This is a genomic window from Micromonospora sp. NPDC049257, assembly GCF_040678915.1.
GTDB classification, from domain to species: Bacteria; Actinomycetota; Actinomycetes; order Mycobacteriales; family Micromonosporaceae; genus Micromonospora; species Micromonospora antibiotica.
This window is the reverse complement of record NZ_JBFAQU010000002.1, coordinates 199,063-217,668: the sequence shown is the minus strand read 5'-3', so window position 1 is coordinate 217,668 and position 18,606 is coordinate 199,063. Positions and strand designations below refer to the sequence as shown.

Below are 18,606 nucleotides of genomic sequence, written 5' to 3'. Positions count from 1 at the left end.
GATGGGCGGGTGGGGGAGGACCGAGGCACCAGCACCGGCACGACGGCGCAGACCCAGCCACGGCGGGTCGCGGGCGCGGGGCGTACCGCCGATCCGCCCCCGGTGCTGTCCGGGCTGGGGCCGGCCGGCGGCCTGGCGGCGCTGCGCGGCCTGCTGGCCCGCCCGCTGGCCTCCTACTACCTGCTGCTGTCCAGCGCCGGCCTGCTGCTGCTGATCGGCCTGACCATGGTCTTCTCGGCGACCAGCGTGCGCGACTACGCCGAGGCCGGCGACGCCGCCGCCTCGGTGACCAAACAGGCCATCTTCGCGGTGATCGGCATCGTCGCGTTCTGGGCCTGCCAGCGGCTGCCGGCCAGCACCTTCCGCTCGCTGGGCCGGCCGCTGCTCGGCGGGGCCGTGGTGCTGCTGCTGGTGCTCAACCTGCTGGTGGCGCTCAACGCGCTGTTCGGGCTGAAGTCGCTGGGGCCGCTGCAGGCCAACCTGCTCTGGCTCTATCTCGGGCCGATCCAGGTGCAGCCCGCCGAGCTGGCCAAGCTCGCGCTGGTGCTGTGGGGCGCGCACGTGGTGGCCCGCAAGGGCGCCGCGCTGGGCTGGTGGAAGGAGTTGGCCACCCCGCTGTTCCCGGTGGTCGGCCTGCTCTTCGTGCTGGTCGGCTACAACGACCTGGGCAGCATGCTCTGCCTGCTGGCCATCGTGGTCGGGCTGCTCTGGGCGGCCGGGGTGCGGCTGCGGGTCTTCGCCGCCCTCTCCGCCGTCGGCCTGGCCGGCGTCGGCCTGCTCGTCGCGGTGGCCTCCCTCGGCGCCGGCTCCGGGGCACGCGGCCAGGAGAACTACCGGCTGGCCCGGCTCACCTCGTTCCTCGACACGCCCGACCCGGCCAAGTGCGTCGAGGACGCCTGCTGGCAGATGGTCCAGGCCCGCAACGCCATCGAACACGGCGGCTGGTTCGGCGTCGGGCTGGGCAAGAGCAGCCTCAAGTTCGGTTGGCTGCCGGCCGCCCACAACGACTTCATCTTCGCCGTCATCGCCGAGGAGCTGGGCGTGGTCGGCTGCACCGTCATCCTGGTGCTCTTCGCCGTGCTGGCCTACACCGGGCTGCGGATCGCCCGCCGGGTCGCCGACCCGTTCCGCCGGCTCGCCGCCACCGCCGTCACCGCCTGGCTGACCGGCCAGGCCGTGATCAACATCGGTGGGGTGACCAAGCTGCTGCCGCTGACCGGGGTGCCGCTGCCGTTCATCTCCGACGGCGGCAGCGCCCTGGTCGTCACCCTGGCCGCGGTCGGCATGCTCGCCTCCTTCGCCCGCGCCGAACCCGACGCCGCCCGAGCCCTGCACGCCCGTCCGCCCGCCCGATGGGTCCGACTAGTCTGGGCCCCGTTGCCGCCGCTTCCCGGTGCGCGGAGCCGACCGGCGTCGCCACCGGCTGCCCCGGGGTCCGTACCCCGGGCGCGCGGGCGGCGACCCGACGATCAGGCCGTACCGCGCGGCGTCCGGCAGGACCGGACCCGGGGCGGGCCGGCGAGCGAGAGGAGACGCTGATGGGTCCGCTGCGTTCGGTGGTGCTCTGTGGAGGGGGCACCGGTGGGCACATCTACCCGCTGCTCGCCTTCGCCGACTGCCTGCGCCGACACGACCCGGGCGTCCGGATCACCTGCCTCGGCACCCCCAAGGGCCTGGAGAACGAGCTGATCCCGCCGGCCGGCTACGACCTGCGGCAGATCCCCGCCTACCAGCTGCCCCGCTCGGTCAACATGGGGCTGGTGCGCACCCCGGACCGGATGTGGAAGGCGGCCCGCGCCGCCGGCAAGGTGATCGACGAGGTCGCCGCCGACGTGGTCGTCGGCTTCGGCGGGTACGTCTCCGTCCCCGGCTACCTGGCCGCGTGGCGGCGCGAGATGCCGATCGTCATCCACGAGGTGAACGTCCCGCCGGGGGTGGCCAACCGGCTCGGCATGAAGTTCACCAAGAACATCGCCGTCGGATTCCCGCACCAGCCGGCCCAGGCGGAGGCGCTGCGCGACGCCCGGGTGGTCGGGGTGCCGCTGCGCCGGGGCATCGCCGGGCTGGACCGCTTCGCCATGCGGGCCGCCGCCCGCGCCCACTTCGGACTCCGCCCCGACCTGCCGGTGCTCTTCGTCGCCGGTGGCTCCCAGGGTGCCCGGTCGATCAACCTGGCGGTCTCCGGCGCGGCCAAGGAACTGTCCCGCAACGGGGTGCAGGTGCTGCACGTGATGGGTGCCCGCAACGAACCGGTGCCGGTCCCCACCGACCTGCCGGTGCCGTACGTGGCGCTGCCCTACCTGTCCGAGATGGAGCTGGGTTACGCCGCCGCCGACCTGATGCTGGCCCGGGGCGGGGCGATGACCTGCGCCGAGGTGGCCGCCATCGGGCTGCCCACCATCTACGTGCCGTACCCGCACTCCAACCAGGAGCAGAAGCGCAACGCGCTGCCCGTGGTGGAGGCCGGCGGCGGGCTGCTCGTCGACGACGCCGAGCTGACCCCGGACTGGCTGGAGCGCACCGTGCTGCCCCTGCTGCGCGACCCGCAGCGGCTGTCCGCGATGAGCCACGCCGCCGCCGCGTACGGCCGCCGCGACGGCGACGTGGCCCTGCTCAACTTCGTCTACGAGGCGGTGGCCCGGTGAGCCGGTCCAGCGCGACGGAAAGGTACCTGGCATGAACACCGCGCAGTTCACCCCGGCCGGCACGCTCACCGCGGAGGACCTGGGCCGGATCCACCTGATCGGGGTGGGTGGGGTCGGCATGAGCGGCCTGGCCCGGCTCTTCCTCACCCGGGGCCTGCCGGTCTCCGGCAGCGAACTGCGCGAGTGGCCGTCGCTGGCCGGGATGCGGGCGCTGGGCGGCACCATCCACATGAGCCACGAGGCGGCCAACCTCGACGGGGTGGACACCGTGGTCTACTCCTCGGCGATTCCGCAGGACCACCTGGAGATGGTCGAGGCGCGGCGGCGCGGGCTGCGGGTGCTGCACCGCTCCGAGGCGCTGGCGGCGGCGATGACCGGCCGGCGTACCGTCGCGGTGGCCGGCACCCACGGCAAGACCACCACCACCTCGATGGTGACCATGGTGCTCCAGCAGGCCGGCGTCGACCCGTCCTTCGTGATCGGCGGGGAGATCTCCGAGGTCGGCTCGGGCGCGCACCACGGCACCGGCGAGCACTTCGTGGTCGAGGCGGACGAGAGCGACAGGTCGTTCCTGATCTACCGCCCGTACGTGTCGATCATCACCAACGTCGAGGCCGACCACCTGAACACCTACGGCGACCTGGCCACCCTGGAGGCGGCGTTCGCCGAGTTCGCCCGGCTCACCGACCCGGCCGGGTTCGTCATCACCTGCGCCGACGACCCGGGCGGCCGGCGGTTGGCCGAGACGCTGCGCGCCGAGGGGCGGCGGGTCTGGACGTACGGCGAGGCGGCCGACGCCGACCTGCGGTTGTCCGAGATGGCCTCGTCCGCCCAGGGGGTGCGGTACCTGGCCGCGCTCGACGGCCGGTCGTTGGGCGAGATCCGGCTGCCGGTGCCGGGGCGGCACATGGGGCTCAACAGCGCCGCGGCGGTGCTCGCCGCCCACCTGCTCGGCCTGCCGGTGGCGGCGGCGGAGGCGGCGCTGGCCGCGTTCCCGGGGGTACGCCGCCGTTTCGAACGCAAGGGCGTCGCCGACGGTGTGCTGGTCTACGACGAGTACGCCTACCACCCGACCTCGATGACCCTGGCCCTGCAGACGCTGCGCGAGGTCGCCGGTGACGGCCGGCTGATCGTGGTGTTCCAGCCGTACCGGCTCTACCGCACCCGGGACCTCCAGGCGGAGATCGCCGCCGCCCTGGGCATCGCCGACGAGCTGGTGCTGCTGGAGGTCTTCGGCCCCGGTGAGCTGCGGCAACCGGGCGAGGGGTCGGCGGCGTTGCTGGCGGCGGTGCCGTTGGACGCCGCGCACAAGGTCTTCGTGGACTCGTTCGACGACGCGCCGGTGGAGGTGGCCCGGCGGGCCCGTCCCGGTGACGTGGTGGTGACGATGGGTGCCCCGCCGATCTCCCTGCTGGGCGACCAGCTGCTCGACGCGTTGACCGTCCGGGCCGGCGGGGTCGCCGAACCGGTCGCCCCGGGCCCGGTCGTCGGCCCGGACGGCACGGTCTCCACCACCGGATGAGTCCGGGGCCGGCGCGGGGCCGTCCCGCGGGCGCGGACGGTGGTGGTTCCCGGCGTGGTCCGGCACGGCGTTGGCAGCTCGTGCGGGCCGGTAGCGATGCGGTCCCGCCGTCCACCCGGCGGTTCATGGCGCGGGCCCGGCAGCGGCGGATGCGGGCCGCCCTGCCCTGGGCGGTGGTCGCCGGGGTGCTGGTGCTGGCCGGCCTGGTGGCCTGGGCGATGCTCGGCTCCGGCCTGTTCGGGGTGCGCGAGGTCCGGGTGGAGGGGGCCCGGCTGGTCACCCCGGTCGAGGTGCGCGACGCGGCGGCGGTGCCGGACGGGGCGCCGCTGGCCCGGGTGGACCTGGCCGCGACGGCCCGGCGGATCGGCGGGTTGGCCCCCGTCGAGCGGGCCACCGTACGCCGGGACTGGCCGGACACCCTGGTGGTGACGGTGGTGGAGCGGACCGGGGTGGCGGTGGTGCCCCGGGACGACCAATTCGTGGTGCTGGACCGCAGCGGGGTGGTGTTCCGGACGGTGCCCCGGCCCCCGGCGGGGTTGCCGCTGGTGCGGCTGGCCGACCCGGGCCCGGACGATCCGGGCACCCGGGCGGCGTTGCAGGTGCTGACCGTGCTCACCCCGGCGTTGCGGGCCGCTCTGGTCGAGGTGACCGTCGAGGGGCTGGCCCGGATCGGGCTGACCCTGCGTGACGAGCGGACGGTGGTCTGGGGCGACGCGACCCGGGGCGAGGAGAAGGCGCGGGTGGCGACGGCGTTGCTGGGTCGTAAGGCCGACACGATCGACGTGAGCGCTCCTGACGTGGTGACCTTCCGGTGAGGCCCGTGTCGAACGTGAGTCGTTACTCTCGCGACGGCGACACGCCGGTGGGGTCCTTGGCTCTCGGCGTGGGGGCGCTTACGTTGCCCCGAAGAGGATCAGTGGTTGACATAACTCTAACCCTCTAGTAGAGGGTTAGGGTTCGCCTCTGATCCTCGCTGGTGACAGCTCGCCGACCACCGGTCTGAGCCACGCCGTACCGGGGCGGTGCGAGCCAATCTCGAACGGAAAGGACCGGAGATGACACCTCCGCACAACTACCTGGCGGTCATCAAGGTCGTCGGCATCGGCGGCGGCGGCGTCAACGCCGTCAACCGGATGATCGAGGTTGGGCTCAAGGGCGTCGAGTTCATCGCGATCAACACCGACGCGCAGGCGCTGCTGATGAGTGACGCCGACGTCAAGCTCGACGTCGGCCGGGAGCTGACCCGGGGACTCGGCGCGGGCGCCAACCCGGACGTCGGCAAGAACGCCGCCGAGGATCACCGCGACGAGATCGAGGAGGTGCTCAAGGGCGCCGACATGGTCTTCGTCACCTGCGGCGAGGGCGGCGGCACCGGCACCGGCGGGGCGCCGGTGGTGGCCAACATCGCCCGCAAGCTCGGCGCGTTGACGATCGGCGTGGTGACCCGGCCGTTCTCCTTCGAGGGCAAGCGGCGCCAGGTGCAGGCCGAGGCGGGAATAGACGAACTGCGCAACCAGTGCGACACGCTGATCGTCATCCCCAACGACCGGCTGCTGGCCCTGGGTGACCGGGGCATCAGCATGATGGACGCCTTCCGCACCGCCGACCAGGTGCTGCTCTCCGGTGTCCAGGGCATCACCGACCTGATCACCACCCCGGGTCTGATCAACCTGGACTTCGCCGACGTCAAGAGTGTGATGAGCGGGGCGGGCAGCGCGCTGATGGGCATCGGCAGCGCCCGGGGGGAGAACCGGGCGGTGGAGGCGGCCGAGGCGGCCATCTCCAGCCCGCTGCTGGAGCAGAGCATGGACGGTGCGCGGGGCGTGCTGCTGTCCATCGCCGGTGGCTCCGACCTGGGCCTGTTCGAGATCAACGACGCCGCGCAGCTGGTCACCGACGCGGCCCACCCGGACGCCAACATCATCTTCGGTGCGGTCATCGACGACGCGCTCGGCGACGAGGTGCGGGTCACCGTGATCGCCGCCGGTTTCGACGGTGGCACGCCCGCGTACAAGGCGTCCGAGTCGCCGCGCAAGAGCAACCAGAACCAGCCGACGCCGCAGGCTCCGGCGGTCACCGCGCCGGCCACCATGCCGCCGCAGCAGTCGCCGCGCCGGGTGCTCTTCGACGACGTCGACGTGCCCGACTTCCTCAAGAACGGTTCCTGAGCCCGTTGATGACGGGCAGTCCCGCAGACGGGCACGCCACCCCGACGACGCCGGACGGGTCCCGGGGCGGCCGGGTCACCCCGCCGGTGACCGGGCGGTCCGGCAGATGACCGCCGCGCCCGATCCGGTGGGTGCGGACCGCCGGGCCGCGCTCGCGGCCGGCCTGGCCGTGGTGCGGGCCCGGATCGCCGACGCCTGCGCCGCCGCCGGCCGGGATCCGGCCGGGGTGACCATGATCGCCGTGACCAAGACGTACCCGGCCGGCGACGCGGTCGCGCTGGCCGGGCTCGGGGTCACCGACCTGGGGGAGAACCGGGACCAGGAGGCGGCACCGAAGGCGGCCGAGGTGGCGGCGGCGGGGGTGGCCGCCCGGTGGCACTTCATCGGCCAACTGCAACGCAACAAGGCCCGTTCGGTGGTCCGGTACGCCGATGTGGTCCACTCCGTGGACAGTGTCCGGTTGGCCCGCGCGCTGGCCACCGCCGCGGAGTCCGGCCGGGACCGTCCGTTGGAGACGTTGGTCCAGGTCAGCATCGACGGCGACCCGGCCCGAGGGGGTGCCCTGCCGGGTGCCGCGGACGCCGACCGGGGGCTCGGTGCGGTGGCCGGGGCGTTGGCCGGGGCGGGGGCGCTGCGACTGGCCGGGCTGATGGCGGTGGCGCCGCTGGGCTGGGAACCGGAGCGGGCGTTCGCCCGGTTGGCCGAGGTGGCGGCGGGGTTCCGGGCCGACCATCCGGGGGCGACGGTGCTCTCCGCCGGGATGAGCGGTGACCTGGAGGTGGCCATCGGACACGGCGCGACACATGTCCGCGTCGGCAGCGCGTTGCTCGGAATGCGTTCCACGCTGCGGTAGCCTGACCGCGATAGAAGCAAATTACATCAGTGTTGTTCAGGAGCGGCGTCCCCAGGTCGGGGGCCACGACGGGCGAGCCGCGAATCGCGCGTCGAGGGATTGCCACTTCGATCCGGTGGGCATGGAAGTCCATTCGCGATCATGGCGACACGGCACGGGGGTGCGTGCCGCACGGCGGACGGAAGGGCGCGGGATGGGTGCACTGCGCAAGGCGGGGGTCTGGCTCGGTCTCGTCGAGGAGGATGACGAGCGGGGCTACGACGAGGGCTACGACAAGCCCGGCTACCGCGAGTCGCGGTACCGGTCGAGCCGGTACGCCGAGGAGTTCGCCGACGACGACGAGGACGACGCGGAGGAGCCGCCGGCACCGCGTCCGCGCCTCGGTGACCGGGGTCGGCTGACGGACCGGTCCAGCCGGCTGGCCGAGGCCGACCGCGCCGACGACGAGCGGGCCGAACGGTCGGAGCGGGCCGAGCGCTCGGAGCGGGCCGAACGGTCGGAGCGGGCGAGCGTCCGGTCGATCACCAGGTCCGGTGGGTCGGAGTCCTCGGGCGCGCTGAGCTATCACACCCGGGACAATCTCGCCCTGGCGCCGCAGGCGTCGCCGCGGGAGCGGCCGGTGGTGGCCGAGGAGGAGCAGCGTTACCAGATCACCACCCTGCATCCGACGACCTACCGCGAGGCGCGGACCATCGGCGAGCACTTCCGCGACGGCGTTCCGGTGATCATCAACCTCACCGAGATGGACGAGGCCGACGCCCGCCGGCTGGTGGACTTCGCCGCCGGGCTGGCGTTCGGGCTGCGCGGTACGATCGAGCGCGTGACCAACCGGGTGTTCCTGCTCTCACCGGCCAACGTCCAGGTCACCGCGGAGGACAAGGCCAAGATCGCTGAGGGTGGCTTCTTCTCCCTGAGCTAAGTCCACCCGACCGAGGGACGTCGTCTGCTGTGTTGTCGATCATGTTCCAACTCTTGTACCTGATTGTGTACCTCTTTCTTATTGTGCTGTTGGCCCGATTCGTTCTCGGTGCAGTCCTCCAGTACGGTCGTCGGTGGCAACCGGGGCGTGGCGCGTCCGCCGGACTTGAGTCCGTGTGGAGCGTCACTGATCCGCCTCTCAAGGCGTTGAGGCGGGTGATCCCCCCACTGCGAATTGGTACCGTGAGCATCGACCTGGCCTCCCTTGTGCTCCTGGTTATCCTGTTCGTGCTGATGAGGTTTGTGTTAGATCCGCTGATCAGGAACTTCTCCTGACCAGCGCGCGCTTTCGCGGCCGCAACTGACCCGAGGAGTTTCGATGCCGCTGACACCGGCCGACGTGCACAACGTCGCCTTCAAAAAGCCGCCGATCGGCAAGCGGGGGTACGACGAGGAGGAGGTCGACGCCTTCCTGGACGAGGTCGAGCGTGAGCTGGCCCGTCTGATCGAGGAGAACAACGAGCTGCGCGCGCAGGTGGAGCGCGGCGGTCGGGGCGGGGCCCCTGCCGGCCCCGGTGGCGACGCCCGGCTCGCGGCGGAGCTCAACGACGTCAAGGCCCAGCTCGACCGGGTGCAGCGCGACAAGGCCGCCGCCGAGCAGGCCGCCCGCGCGATGCAGGCGGAGCTGGAGCAGGTCCGCACGACCGGCGGTCCGGCCGTCGGCGGCGACGGCGAGCAGCAGGCGCTGCGGGTGCTGATGATGGCCCAGCGCACCGCCGACGACCACGTCTCCGACGCCCGTCGGGAGGCCGACCAGCTGCTCTCCGAGGCCCGCTCCAAGGCCGAGGAGGTCACCCGCGAGGCGCGGGCCAAGGCCGACGCGCTGGAGCGCGACGCCCGTCAGCGGCACCAGGAGGCCATGGGGGGCCTGGACGCCAAGCGGACCGCGTTGCAGAAGCACATCGAGGAGCTCAAGCAGTTCGAGCGCGAGTACCGCACCCGGCTCAAGGCCTACCTGGAGAGCCAGCTGCGGGACCTCGACGGTCGGGGCCAGGGCCTCGAAGCCGAGATGACCCGCGCCGAGGGCACCCGTGCCGTCGGTGGCAACGGTCTGGCCGCAGCGGGCCTCGCCGGCTCGTACGGTGGCGGTCGCTCCGGCGCCCTCGAAGCGGGCCGCTGATCCACGGTCGGCGACCGTCCCCCGACGGTCGCCGACCCACCACGACCCACGACGCTGCGGGGGTGAGCCCGTGCTAGTCGCCAGTCTCCTGCTCATCCTCGTCGCCGTGGTCCTGCTGGTGTTCGGTCTCGTCGGCGGCTCCAGCACCCTGTTGACCAGCTCCATCGCGGCCAGTCTGCTGGCCGCCGTCGCCCTGGTGGCCGGTGCCCGCCAGGCAGCCGTGACCAGGGCGAGGGCGGCGGAACGGGCCGAGGCACGCGGTCGGAGCGCGACGGAGTCCCGTCCGACCGCCCCGCCGCCCACGACCGCGCCGTCGGACGAACCGACGACGTACCCCCCGACGACGTTCGGCACCGGTGGCGCCGGGTGGCGGCAACCACCCGGCCAGCCGGTGGCCGGCGACCCCGTCGGCGCGGCCACCCGCCCCGACGCCGGTGCCTGGGAGCCCGACGCGGAGGCCCCGTGGGACCCCGTCGTCGTGCCCTCCGCGTCGGGGCCGGACCACGCCGCCCCGCCGGCCGACCGTGCCCCGACCGACCCCGCCCGACCCGACCCGGACGACCCCCGCTGGGACCCGGCGGACGACCCGGCCTGGGCGGCCGGGGACGACCCCGGGCCACCCTGGGATCCGCCGGAGGACGACGCGTCGCCGTGGGATCCACCGGCCCAGCGGGTCCCACCCGCCGACGCCGCCCGGGTGGCCCGACTCGACGCCGAGGTGCTGGTGGTCGACGGGCATCCCCGCTACCACCTGCCCTCCTGCGCCCACCTGATCGAACGGGAACACGAGCCGCTGCCGGTGGACGAGGCGATCTCCCTCGGGTTCACCCCGTGCGGTCTCTGCAACCCGGACACCGCCCTGCTCGCCGACACCTACCCCCGCTGAGGCCGGCGTCGATGCCTACGGACGACACGCTGACCGTCGCGGTGCGGGTGAAGCCCGGCGCGTCCCGGGCCCGCGTCGGCGGCTGCTTCGCCGGCCCGCACGGACCCGCCCTGGTGATCGCCGTGACCGCCCCGGCGGTGGACGGCCGGGCCACCGAGGCGGCCCGGCGGGCGCTGGCCGGTGCCCTGGGCGTCCGCCCGTCGGCGGTGGCGCTGCGCACCGGTGCGGCCAGCCGGGACAAGCTCTTCCTGGTCGACCGACCGGTGCCCGGTCTGAGCGGGCTGCTGCGGCGGCTGCGCGACGGATCGGCCGGGTGACGGCGCCCCGGGTGGGGCGCCCGTGACGCCGGGACTGGATCTGGCCCTGCTCCTCGGCGCGGCCGTGTTGCTGGTGGCGATCGGTGCGGTGCGGTTCTCCACCCGGTTGGGCGTGCCGAGTCTGCTCGTCTATCTGGCGCTCGGGGTGGCGATCGGTGAGGCCGGGCTGGGCATCCGGTTCGACGACGCCGAGCTGACCCGGATGCTGGGTTTCTGCGCGCTGATCGTGATCATCGCGGAGGGCGGGCTCACCGCCCGGTGGAGCACCCTGCGCCCGGTGCTCGGGCTGGCCGGCGCGTTGTCCACCGTCGGGGTGCTGATCAGCATCGTCGTCGTGGGCCTGGTGGTGCACCTGCTGCTCGGGCTGGACTGGCGGTTGGCCCTGCTCTACGGCGCGGTGCTCTCCTCCACCGACGCGGCGGCGGTCTTCGCCACGCTACGCCGGTTGCGGCTGCCGCCCCGGCTGGTGGCCGCGCTGGAGGCCGAGTCGGGCATGAACGACGCCCCGGTGGTGATCCTGGTGGTGCTGCTGTCGCGCACCGGGCCGGTGGAGCACCCGTGGTGGTTCGAGGTCCTCCTGGTCGGCTACGAGCTGGGGGTGGGCGCGGCGGTCGGGTTGGCCGCCGGGCTGGCCGGCCGGTTCGCGTTGCGGCGGGCGGCGCTGCCCTCCTCCGGGTTGTACCCCATCGCCGCCGTCGGTTTCACCGTGCTGGCGTACGCCGCCGGGGCGGTGCTGCACGCCTCCGGCTTCCTCGCCGTCTACGTCGCCGGGGTGCTGCTCGGCAACGCCCGGCTGCCGCACCGGCAGGCCATCCTGGGATTCGCCGACGGGCTGGCCTGGCTGGCCCAGATCGGGTTGTTCGTGCTGCTCGGGCTGCTGGCCACGCCGCAGCGGCTGCACACCGCGCTGCTGCCGGCGGTGGTCACCGGGCTGGCTCTGCTGCTGCTGGCCCGGCCGCTGTCGGTGCTGGTGTCGGCGCTGCCGTTCCGGGTGAGCCTGCGTGAGCAGCTCTTCCTGTCCTGGGCGGGGCTGCGGGGTGCGGTGCCGATCGTGCTGGCCACCATTCCGCTGTCGGCCCGGGTGCCCGGGGCGGACCGGTTGTTCGACGCGGTCTTCGTGCTGGTGGTGATCTTCACGGTGCTCCAGGCGGGCACGCTCGCGCCGGCGGCCCGCCGGCTGCGGGTGACCGCCCCGGCCGAGCCGGCGGAGATCCGGGTGGAGACCGCGCCGTTGGAGCGGATGCGGGCGGACCTGCTCCAGTTGGAGGTGCCGGCGGGGTCCCGGCTGGCCGGGGTGCACGTCGACGAGTTGCGGCTGCCGGTGGGCGCGTCGGTGACCCTGGTGCTGCGCGACGGGGTGGGCTTCGTGCCGGGGGCGGACACCCGGCTCAAGACCGGGGACAGCCTGTTGATCGTGGCGACCGCCGGGGTGCGGGACGAGGCGGAGCGCCGGCTGCGGGCGGTCAGCCGGCGGGGTCGCCTGGCGAGGTGGTTCGGCGAGTACGGCGAGGATCGGGACGGATGATCTGCTAGTCTTCTTTTTGCCCCAATTAGGGGTTATTAGTGGCTGAATAGCGGCGCAACGGTCCGGCACGTTGTCGGAAACCTGTACGTTCCGTATTCTTGCCAACCTCCGGAGTGCGCGGCCACCGTTGCCGTGCGCCCGTTTTGTTACCTGGGGACGCCATGTCGGCGCACCCTGTCCGGGCACCGCCGACCGCCGCGTCCCGCGGCTGAGGGAGCTGACGATGGCGAAGCCAGCCGACACCAGGACGGCCGGTCGCAAACCGGCGGCGAAGGCCACCGCGCAGGCCACCCGCAGCGCGGCGGAGACCGAGAAGATCCGGGCGGCCCTGGCGGCCCGACGGGACGAGCTGCGCGCCGAGTACGATCAGACCCTGAGCGAGATCACCGAGCTGCAGCGCGACCGGTTGACCGATTCGGCCGGGGACGACCAGGCCGACACCGGCACCAAGACGTTCGAGCGCGAGCAGGAGATCTCCCTCGCCAACAGCATCCGGGAACGGATCACCCAGGTCGAGCGCGCGCTGGAGCGGCTCGACGAGGGTGGCTACGGATGGTGCGAGCGGTGCGGGAACCCGATCCCGGTGGAGCGGCTCGCCGCCTTCCCGTCGGCGACCCTCTGCGTGACCTGCAAGCAGCTGGAGGAGCGGCGCTGACGTCCACTCCCCGGTGACCTCGAGAGACGGCGGACCCGCGTCGTCGGGACAGTCGATGGGGAGTCGATGACCACAGCACCGACCGCCGGACCCGGCACCACCGGGCCGGCCGGCCGCACCCCCCGACGCAGGGCGGTCGTGGTCCTCGTCGGCATCGCGACGCTCGCGTTGCTGACGGATCTGCTCACCAAGCATCTCGCCCTGCAACTGCTCGACGACCGGGCGCCGGTGCGCCTGCTCGGCGGGGCCGTCTATCTCACCCTGACCCGCAACAGCGGTGCGGCGTGGAGCATCGGCGCCGACCACACCTGGGTGTTCCCGCTGATCACCATCGGGGTGGTCGGCTGGATCAGCTGGATGGCGGTCCGGCTGCGGTCGTTGCCGTGGGCGGTCTCCCTGGGGCTGGTGCTGGGCGGGGCGCTGGGCAACCTCGCCGACCGGATCTTCCGGGCCCCCGGTCACTTCGTCGGTCACGTGGTCGACATGGTCAGCCTCTTCGACCCGTACGGCCAGGTGTGGCCGGTGTTCAACCTGGCCGACAGCTGCCTGGTCTCCGGGGTGCTGCTGGCCGTGCTGCTGGAGTTGACCGGCCGCCAGCGCGACGGGCGACGGGTCGGTGCCAAGGGCGACACCGACACCGCCCCCACCGACGCGACCCGGACCGCCGCCGCCCCCACCGGACCGGCCGCCGCCGCGCCGACGGCGACCGACGCCGAGCCGCGGGAGCGGGCGTGACCGCCGCCGGTGGCGACCACCGTTCCCTGCCCGTGCCGGACGGCCTCGACGGCATGCGGCTGGACCAGGCGGTGGCACGCCTCTTCGGGCTCTCCCGCACCGCCGCCGCCGCGCTCGTCGACGCCGGGGACGCGCTTGTCGACGGCGTGATCCGGCAGAACTCGCACAAGGTCAAGGCCGGTTCCTGGCTGGAGGTGACGCTGCCCGCGCCGGTCGCGCCGCCGACCGTGGTGCCGCAGGCGGTCCCCGGGTTGACCGTGGTCTACGCCGACGACGACATCGTGGTGGTGGACAAGCCGGTCGGGGTGGCCGCGCACCCCAGCCCCGGCTGGACCGGCCCGACCGTCATCGGTGGCCTCGCCGCGATCGGCCACCGGATCTCCACCAGCGGGGCCGCCGAACGGCAGGGTGTGGTGCACCGCCTCGACGTGGGCACCACCGGGATCATGGCGGTGGCCAAGAGCGAGCAGGCGTACACCGCGCTCAAGCGGGCGTTCAAGTACCGCGAGGTGGAGAAGCGCTACCACGCGGTCGTCCAGGGTCACCCCGACCCGTCGCGCGGCACCATCGACGCCCCGATCGACAGGCACCCGCACCACGACTACCGCTGGGCGGTGGTCTCCGACGGCAAGCCGAGCATCACCCACTACGACACCATCGAGGCGTTCCCGGCGGCGAGCCTGCTCGACGTCCGGCTGGAGACGGGGCGTACCCACCAGATCCGGGTGCACTTCTCGTCCCTGCGGCACCCGTGCGTCGGCGACCTCACCTACGGGGCCGACCCGACCCTGTCGGCGCGGCTCGAACTGCGCCGGCAGTGGCTGCACGCCCGGTCGTTGACCTTCGCCCATCCGCGTACCGGTGACGACGTCACCTTCGTCAGCGAGTACCCGGACGATCTGGCCCGCGCGCTGACGATCCTGCGCGACTGACCGGTGCCGGGTAGTCGCCCGGGCGTCGGGCCGCCCGCCGTCGCGTCCCGGCCGCGCCGGGGGCTGGTCACCGCAGCGGTGCTGGCCGTCGGCGCGGTGCTGCTCACCGTCGGCTGGGTGGCCCGCCGACCCGCGCCGGTGGGTGACCGTACGGTCGGGCAGGTGACCCGGGTCGGGGTGCTGCCGGGTGACTCGCTGCCCGGGTACGCCGCCGCGGCCCGGGCCGAACTCGCCGGGCTGACCGCCGGGGCGTACGCGCTGGTCAGCTTCGACCGCTACCTCGTACCGGACCGGTTGCCGGCGCTGCTCGCCGACGTCGAGGTCGCCGCGGTGGTGGTGCGGGTGCCGCTGCCCGGTCGGCAGACCGAGGTGGTCCGGCTGCCGGCGCAACTGCTGCCGCAGGACGTCACCGCCGGCATGGCCGGCCTCGCGGACCGCAAGGACCGGGAGGCCGCCGACCAGCGGCGGCGGGCCGCCGACACCACCGACCCCACGGCCCGTCAGGGGTACGAGACCGGGGCGCAGGTCGCCGGGCGGGAGGCGGCCTGCTACCGGGCGGCCTGCGCCTGCGTCTACGCGGCGGTGATCCGGGCCGACCCGACCGCGCTGCGTGCCGTGGCCGGACGCGACGGGGTCCGGGCGCTCGATCCCGCCCCCGAAGTGGCCCGGCTGGACCGGACGGTGTTCCTGCCGCCGCTGCCGGAACAGCGGGACGTGGCCCGGCCACCCGCCGACACCGCCGCAACACCGGCGCACCCGGCGTCCACCGGCCCGGTCCCGACGCCGGGTGGGGCGATGGGCGATTCGTCGGAAGGGGCACCCGCTGTGATCGCCCCGGCACCGTCGTCGAGCGGGGTCGGGCCGGGGTCCGCCCCGACCCCCGCCCCCACCTCCCCGGACTCCCGTAGCGGTGGGTCGTCCGACCGGTCGCCGTAAGTATTGTTCCCGGGGGATGTGTGCAGACCGGTGTGGTCCGAATAGGGTTTCGTTCGTAGCCTGTCAGGCGGAGATCGACGGCGCGGGAGGGCGAGCCTTGGACGGCAGCGAGACCGGCTGGGGTCGGTCGGCCGAACCGGCACCGCGATGGCGGGCGCTCTTCGAGCGTGCCCGCCTCGGCGGACGCGCCGCCGACCAGGCGGAGCCGGACCGCCGCGACGAGCAGCCGGTCCGGGACCCGTTGCCCGGCCGGGGGCCCGCCGGCGGCTGGTCCGGGCGGGGATCGGCTTCCGTGCCACCACCCGCCGACCCGGGCTACGGTGCGCAGCCCGGCTACGAACCGGACCCGGGCTACCGCGCCGGGGCCGGCTACCGGGTCGACCCGCCGCGCCGCGCCGCGCCGGACTATCCGGTCGAGCCCGCTCCCGGCTACCGCGCCGACCCGGGCTACCGCGCCGACCCGGCCTACCCGGCCGATCCCGGTTATCCGGCCGGCTCCGCCCCCGGTTACCCGGCCGACCCCGGCTACGCAGCCGCTCCCGGCTACCCGGCCGACCCCGGCTACCCACCGGAGCCGGCCCGGCCGCCGGAGCCGCCTGTCGTCCCGTCCCGCTACGCCCTGCTGGACAACGGCTACCGGTCCGAACCGCCACCCCCCGAGTCCCGGTACGCCCTGTTGGACAACGGATACCGCGCGCCCGGCTACGCGCCGCCGGAGCCGACGTACCAGCCGCCGCAACCCGCCTACCCGGAGCCGGCCTACCCGGAGCCCGGCTACCCGGCCGCGCCCACCTACCAGCCGGAGCCGCCGACCTACCCGCCGGCGGTGACCGCCGACCGGAGCTACCCGGCCCGGATCGAGCCGGCCCGCATCGAGTGGCGTCAGCAGGGCCCCCAGGACGAGCAGGAACGCGCCGCCGGCATCCTCCGCCGTGACCTGGGCACCCCCCGGGTGCTCGCGTTCGCCAACCCCAAGGGCGGGGTGCACAAGACCACCGCCACGGTGCTCGCCGCCGCCACCGTCGGCAGCGTCCGGGGCCGGGGCGTGCTCGCCTGGGACGACAACGAGCTGCGCGGCACCCTCGGCCTGCGCGCCGGCAGCGCCCGGCACGCCCGCACGATCCGGCACCTGATCAGCGACCTGGCGCACATCGAGATCCGCGACGGCGCCGAGCTGCTGGAGTCCCTCGACGACTACCTGCGGCACGCCTCCGACGGCTCGTACGACGTGCTGGCCGGGGAGGAGAGCCCCCGGTTCGCCCAGCGCCTCGACCAGTTCACCGTCAAACGGGTGCTGGAACTGCTGCGGCGCACCCACGACGTGGTCTGCGTGGACACCGGCAACAACGTGGAGAGCCCCAACTGGCGCACCGTCATGCACGCCGCCGACCAGCTCGTGGTGACCACCGTGCCCCGGGAGGACGCCGCGTTCAGCGCCGACTGGATGCTCGACCTGCTGCACGAGGAGGGCATGGGTGAGCTGGCCGACAACGCGGTCACCCTGATCTCCTGCCCCACCCCGGGCCGGTCGACGCTCCAGGACGACCTGGAGCGGCACTTCGCCACCCGGACCCGGGCCGTCGCGGTGGTGCCGTACGACCCGGTGCTGGAGACCGGGTCGTCGATCGAGTACCACCAGCTCCAGGCCGAGACCCGGGCCGCGTGGCTGCGGGCCGCCTCGGTGATGGTGGAGCCGTTCGCCCGCTGAGGGGCGGTACGGGCTCCGCCGCCCCGCCGTACCGCCCCGCCTGAGAGGATCATCGGGTGAGCCCGGACACCCCCGATCCGTACCGCCCCGCCGACGCCCCGGCGGGTGTCGCGCCCACCCCGCACACCGTCCCCACCGGGGCACCGGCCGACGGGCCACCGACCGTGTCCGGATACGACCCGGGCGGGTCGTATCTGCCGTGGCCGCCGCCGTCGGGCGGGCCGACGCAGCCGGGGGAGCAACGCCCCCGGCACACCCGCGCGGTGGCGGCCAGCCTCGTGCTGGGCCTGACCCTGCTCGGGGGGCCGCTGGGGCTGCTCTGGGCGGCGCTGGCCCCGGACACCCCGGTGCTCAAGACCGCCGAGGGTGCCGTCTACGCCCAACCCCAACCGGAGCAGCCGATCGCCGCCGACGGCTGGTTCAGCCTGCTCGGCCTCGGGTTCGGGGTGCTCGCCGCGATCGCGGTGTGGACGCTGCTGCGCCGCCGACGCGGGCCGGTGAACCTGGTCGCGCTGACCGTGGGGGCGCTCGGCACCGCCCTGGTCGCCTGGCAGCTGGGCCGCCGGATCGGGCTGGACGGCTACCAGCGGCTGCTCGCCACCGCCCCCGCCGGTACGCCGTTCGACAAGCCGGCCGACCTGCGGGCCGGGGGCATCGAACGGGTCCTCGGTGTGCTGCCGCTGCCGTACGGCAACCTGCTGCTGCCGGCGTTCGCCGCCGCCGTCACGTACACCCTGCTGGCCGGCTGGTCCCGCTGGCCCTCGCTGCGCCCGGAGCCGGAGCCCGGCGGGCCCGGATGGCCGGTCGACCCCGGTGCCACCGGGTGGTCGGGCGCCGGCGTCACCGGCCCGCCGCCCGGACCCGGGATGCTCGCCGCCCCCGACCAGCCGGGGGACGACGGGGTGGCCGGGGTCAGTTGGGGGCCGGCGGGGACGCCAGCTCCGACAGCGGCACCGGAACCGCCCGCACCTGACGCAGCAGGGCCGACTCGCGATTGAGCAGCCGCAGCTCGGCGCGGAGCCGGGCGGTGGTGTCGTCGATGGCGAGCAGCCGCTGCCGGTCGGCCACGGTCAGCACGGCGGTGGCCGCCACCAGGTGCGACAGCACCGTCGGGTCCTCCGGGAGCTGCTCGGACAGCTCCTGCGGGTCGGCCCGGATCAGGCCCAGGTACTGCCGGAAGACCGCGATCACCCGGGCCGCCAGCACCTCGGCGGCCTCGTCCGGGCCGGTCGGCTCGGGCAGCCACTCGACGTCGGCGGTCAGGTAGGGGGCGGACTCCCGGTCGATCCCGGTGACCCGGAACCGTCGCCGGCCCACCGTGACGATGTCGAAGCCGCCGTCGTCCAGCTCGTTGACCTGGCGTAGCTCGGCGGTGCAGCCCACCTCGTGCAGGGTCACGTCGCCGCCGCCCGGGGTGGCCCGACCCGCGCCCGGGGCGACCTCCCAGCCGGAGCGGATCGCCAGCACACCGAACTCGCGGGGCGCCCCCTCGGGCTGCCCGACCAGGTCCCGCACCAGGTGGCGGTAACGCTCCTCGAAGATGTGCAACGGCAGCACCAGACCTGGAAAGAGCACCGTGGCGAGGGGGAACACCGGCAGCCGTGCGGTCACGCGTCCGAGCGTAGC

18 protein-coding genes and 1 pseudogene are annotated in these 18,606 nt (G+C 74.2%); 18 read left to right on the top strand and 1 reads right to left on the bottom strand.

The features are described 5' to 3' along the window. Window positions 1-132: 132 nt before the first annotated feature. The 18 genes and pseudogenes from AB0K25_RS04930 to AB0K25_RS04845 all read left to right on the top strand — a co-directional run bounded on the left by AB0K25_RS04930 (window position 133) and on the right by AB0K25_RS04845 (window position 17,978). On the top strand, window positions 133-1,539 hold the full coding sequence (locus tag AB0K25_RS04930; RefSeq protein ID WP_208569766.1) for a putative peptidoglycan glycosyltransferase FtsW: 1,407 nt from the start codon (window positions 133-135) through the stop codon (window positions 1,537-1,539). Then, window positions 1,539-2,645, top strand: coding sequence for an undecaprenyldiphospho-muramoylpentapeptide beta-N-acetylglucosaminyltransferase (murG, locus tag AB0K25_RS04925; protein WP_208569730.1), 1,107 nt, complete (start codon window positions 1,539-1,541; stop codon window positions 2,643-2,645). The genes AB0K25_RS04930 and murG overlap by 1 nt, the downstream gene beginning before the upstream one ends. A 31-nt stretch (window positions 2,646-2,676) precedes the next feature. Then, entirely contained in the window at window positions 2,677-4,167 is a 1,491-nt protein-coding gene (gene murC / locus AB0K25_RS04920; protein ID WP_244253195.1) for a UDP-N-acetylmuramate--L-alanine ligase, read from the top strand. Next, window positions 4,164-4,982 (top strand): FtsQ-type POTRA domain-containing protein, encoded by an 819-nt coding sequence (locus tag AB0K25_RS04915; protein WP_208569729.1) that lies wholly within the window; start codon window positions 4,164-4,166, stop codon window positions 4,980-4,982. Before murC ends, AB0K25_RS04915 begins: the two co-directional genes overlap by 4 nt. Before the next feature lie 240 nt (window positions 4,983-5,222). After that, a complete protein-coding gene (gene ftsZ / locus AB0K25_RS04910; protein WP_219463928.1) occupies window positions 5,223-6,335 on the top strand; it encodes a cell division protein FtsZ in 1,113 nt (370 codons plus the stop codon). A gap of 106 nt (window positions 6,336-6,441) precedes the next feature. Beyond that, complete coding sequence (locus AB0K25_RS04905) at window positions 6,442-7,188, top strand: YggS family pyridoxal phosphate-dependent enzyme (RefSeq protein WP_363818480.1); 747 nt, start codon at window positions 6,442-6,444, stop codon at window positions 7,186-7,188. Window positions 7,189-7,381: 193 nt separating this feature from the next. Continuing rightward, on the top strand, window positions 7,382-8,107 hold the full coding sequence (locus tag AB0K25_RS04900) for a cell division protein SepF (protein WP_219463919.1): 726 nt from the start codon (window positions 7,382-7,384) through the stop codon (window positions 8,105-8,107). Window positions 8,108-8,136: 29 nt separating this feature from the next. Then, window positions 8,137-8,442, top strand: coding sequence for a YggT family protein (locus AB0K25_RS04895; RefSeq protein WP_091237509.1), 306 nt, complete (start codon window positions 8,137-8,139; stop codon window positions 8,440-8,442). 43 nt (window positions 8,443-8,485) lie between these two features. Beyond that, window positions 8,486-9,286 (top strand): DivIVA domain-containing protein, encoded by an 801-nt coding sequence (locus AB0K25_RS04890; RefSeq protein ID WP_088643047.1) that lies wholly within the window; start codon window positions 8,486-8,488, stop codon window positions 9,284-9,286. A gap of 655 nt (window positions 9,287-9,941) precedes the next feature. Next, window positions 9,942-10,172 (top strand): annotated as a pseudogene (locus AB0K25_RS04885) (hypothetical protein); the annotation flags it as partial. Between the two features lie 11 nt (window positions 10,173-10,183). Further along, window positions 10,184-10,489 (top strand): DUF167 domain-containing protein, encoded by a 306-nt coding sequence (locus tag AB0K25_RS04880; RefSeq protein ID WP_208569724.1) that lies wholly within the window; start codon window positions 10,184-10,186, stop codon window positions 10,487-10,489. A 22-nt stretch (window positions 10,490-10,511) separates the two neighbouring features. Next, window positions 10,512-12,014: a potassium/proton antiporter gene (locus tag AB0K25_RS04875; RefSeq protein ID WP_363818476.1), complete on the top strand. Its 1,503-nt coding sequence runs from the start codon at window positions 10,512-10,514 to the stop codon at window positions 12,012-12,014. A gap of 223 nt (window positions 12,015-12,237) precedes the next feature. Next, window positions 12,238-12,669: a TraR/DksA C4-type zinc finger protein gene (locus AB0K25_RS04870; protein ID WP_204959263.1), complete on the top strand. Its 432-nt coding sequence runs from the start codon at window positions 12,238-12,240 to the stop codon at window positions 12,667-12,669. Between the two features lie 66 nt (window positions 12,670-12,735). Then, entirely contained in the window at window positions 12,736-13,404 is a 669-nt protein-coding gene (gene lspA / locus AB0K25_RS04865; protein WP_219463913.1) for a signal peptidase II, read from the top strand. Between the two features lie 53 nt (window positions 13,405-13,457). Next, window positions 13,458-14,336, top strand: a complete 879-nt coding sequence (locus AB0K25_RS04860) for an RluA family pseudouridine synthase (protein ID WP_255598443.1) — start codon at window positions 13,458-13,460, stop codon at window positions 14,334-14,336. Window positions 14,337-14,339: 3 nt separating this feature from the next. Then, window positions 14,340-15,272, top strand: a complete 933-nt coding sequence (locus tag AB0K25_RS04855; protein WP_363818472.1) for a hypothetical protein — start codon at window positions 14,340-14,342, stop codon at window positions 15,270-15,272. Window positions 15,273-15,369: 97 nt separating this feature from the next. Next, on the top strand, window positions 15,370-16,980 hold the full coding sequence (locus AB0K25_RS04850) for an AAA family ATPase (RefSeq protein ID WP_219463909.1): 1,611 nt from the start codon (window positions 15,370-15,372) through the stop codon (window positions 16,978-16,980). Between the two features lie 56 nt (window positions 16,981-17,036). Beyond that, window positions 17,037-17,978 (top strand): DUF2567 domain-containing protein, encoded by a 942-nt coding sequence (locus AB0K25_RS04845; RefSeq protein WP_363818469.1) that lies wholly within the window; start codon window positions 17,037-17,039, stop codon window positions 17,976-17,978. Here the strand turns inward: AB0K25_RS04845 and AB0K25_RS04840 are convergent. Further along, window positions 17,893-18,591 carry an LON peptidase substrate-binding domain-containing protein gene (locus AB0K25_RS04840; protein ID WP_219463906.1) on the bottom strand — a complete coding sequence of 233 codons (699 nt, stop codon included), beginning with the start codon at window positions 18,589-18,591 and terminating at the stop codon, window positions 17,893-17,895. The two genes, AB0K25_RS04845 and AB0K25_RS04840, sit on opposite strands and share 86 nt — an antisense overlap. Between the last annotated feature and the right edge of the window lie 15 nt (window positions 18,592-18,606).

What these genes read in the sequence shown, in the direction of transcription:
- murG (WP_208569730.1), top strand. Translation starts at nt 1,539, where the DNA reads ATGGGTCCGCTGCGTTCGGTGGTGCTCTGTGGAGGGGGCACCGGTGGG.
- murC (WP_244253195.1), top strand. Translation starts at nt 2,677, where the DNA reads ATGAACACCGCGCAGTTCACCCCGGCCGGCACGCTCACCGCGGAGGAC.
- AB0K25_RS04915 (WP_208569729.1), top strand. Translation starts at nt 4,164, where the DNA reads ATGAGTCCGGGGCCGGCGCGGGGCCGTCCCGCGGGCGCGGACGGTGGT.
- ftsZ (WP_219463928.1), top strand. Translation starts at nt 5,223, where the DNA reads ATGACACCTCCGCACAACTACCTGGCGGTCATCAAGGTCGTCGGCATC.
- AB0K25_RS04905 (WP_363818480.1), top strand. Translation starts at nt 6,442, where the DNA reads ATGACCGCCGCGCCCGATCCGGTGGGTGCGGACCGCCGGGCCGCGCTC.
- AB0K25_RS04900 (WP_219463919.1), top strand. Translation starts at nt 7,382, where the DNA reads ATGGGTGCACTGCGCAAGGCGGGGGTCTGGCTCGGTCTCGTCGAGGAG.
- AB0K25_RS04890 (WP_088643047.1), top strand. Translation starts at nt 8,486, where the DNA reads ATGCCGCTGACACCGGCCGACGTGCACAACGTCGCCTTCAAAAAGCCG.
- AB0K25_RS04880 (WP_208569724.1), top strand. Translation starts at nt 10,184, where the DNA reads ATGCCTACGGACGACACGCTGACCGTCGCGGTGCGGGTGAAGCCCGGC.
- AB0K25_RS04870 (WP_204959263.1), top strand. Translation starts at nt 12,238, where the DNA reads ATGGCGAAGCCAGCCGACACCAGGACGGCCGGTCGCAAACCGGCGGCG.
- lspA (WP_219463913.1), top strand. Translation starts at nt 12,736, where the DNA reads ATGACCACAGCACCGACCGCCGGACCCGGCACCACCGGGCCGGCCGGC.
- AB0K25_RS04860 (WP_255598443.1), top strand. Translation starts at nt 13,458, where the DNA reads ATGCGGCTGGACCAGGCGGTGGCACGCCTCTTCGGGCTCTCCCGCACC.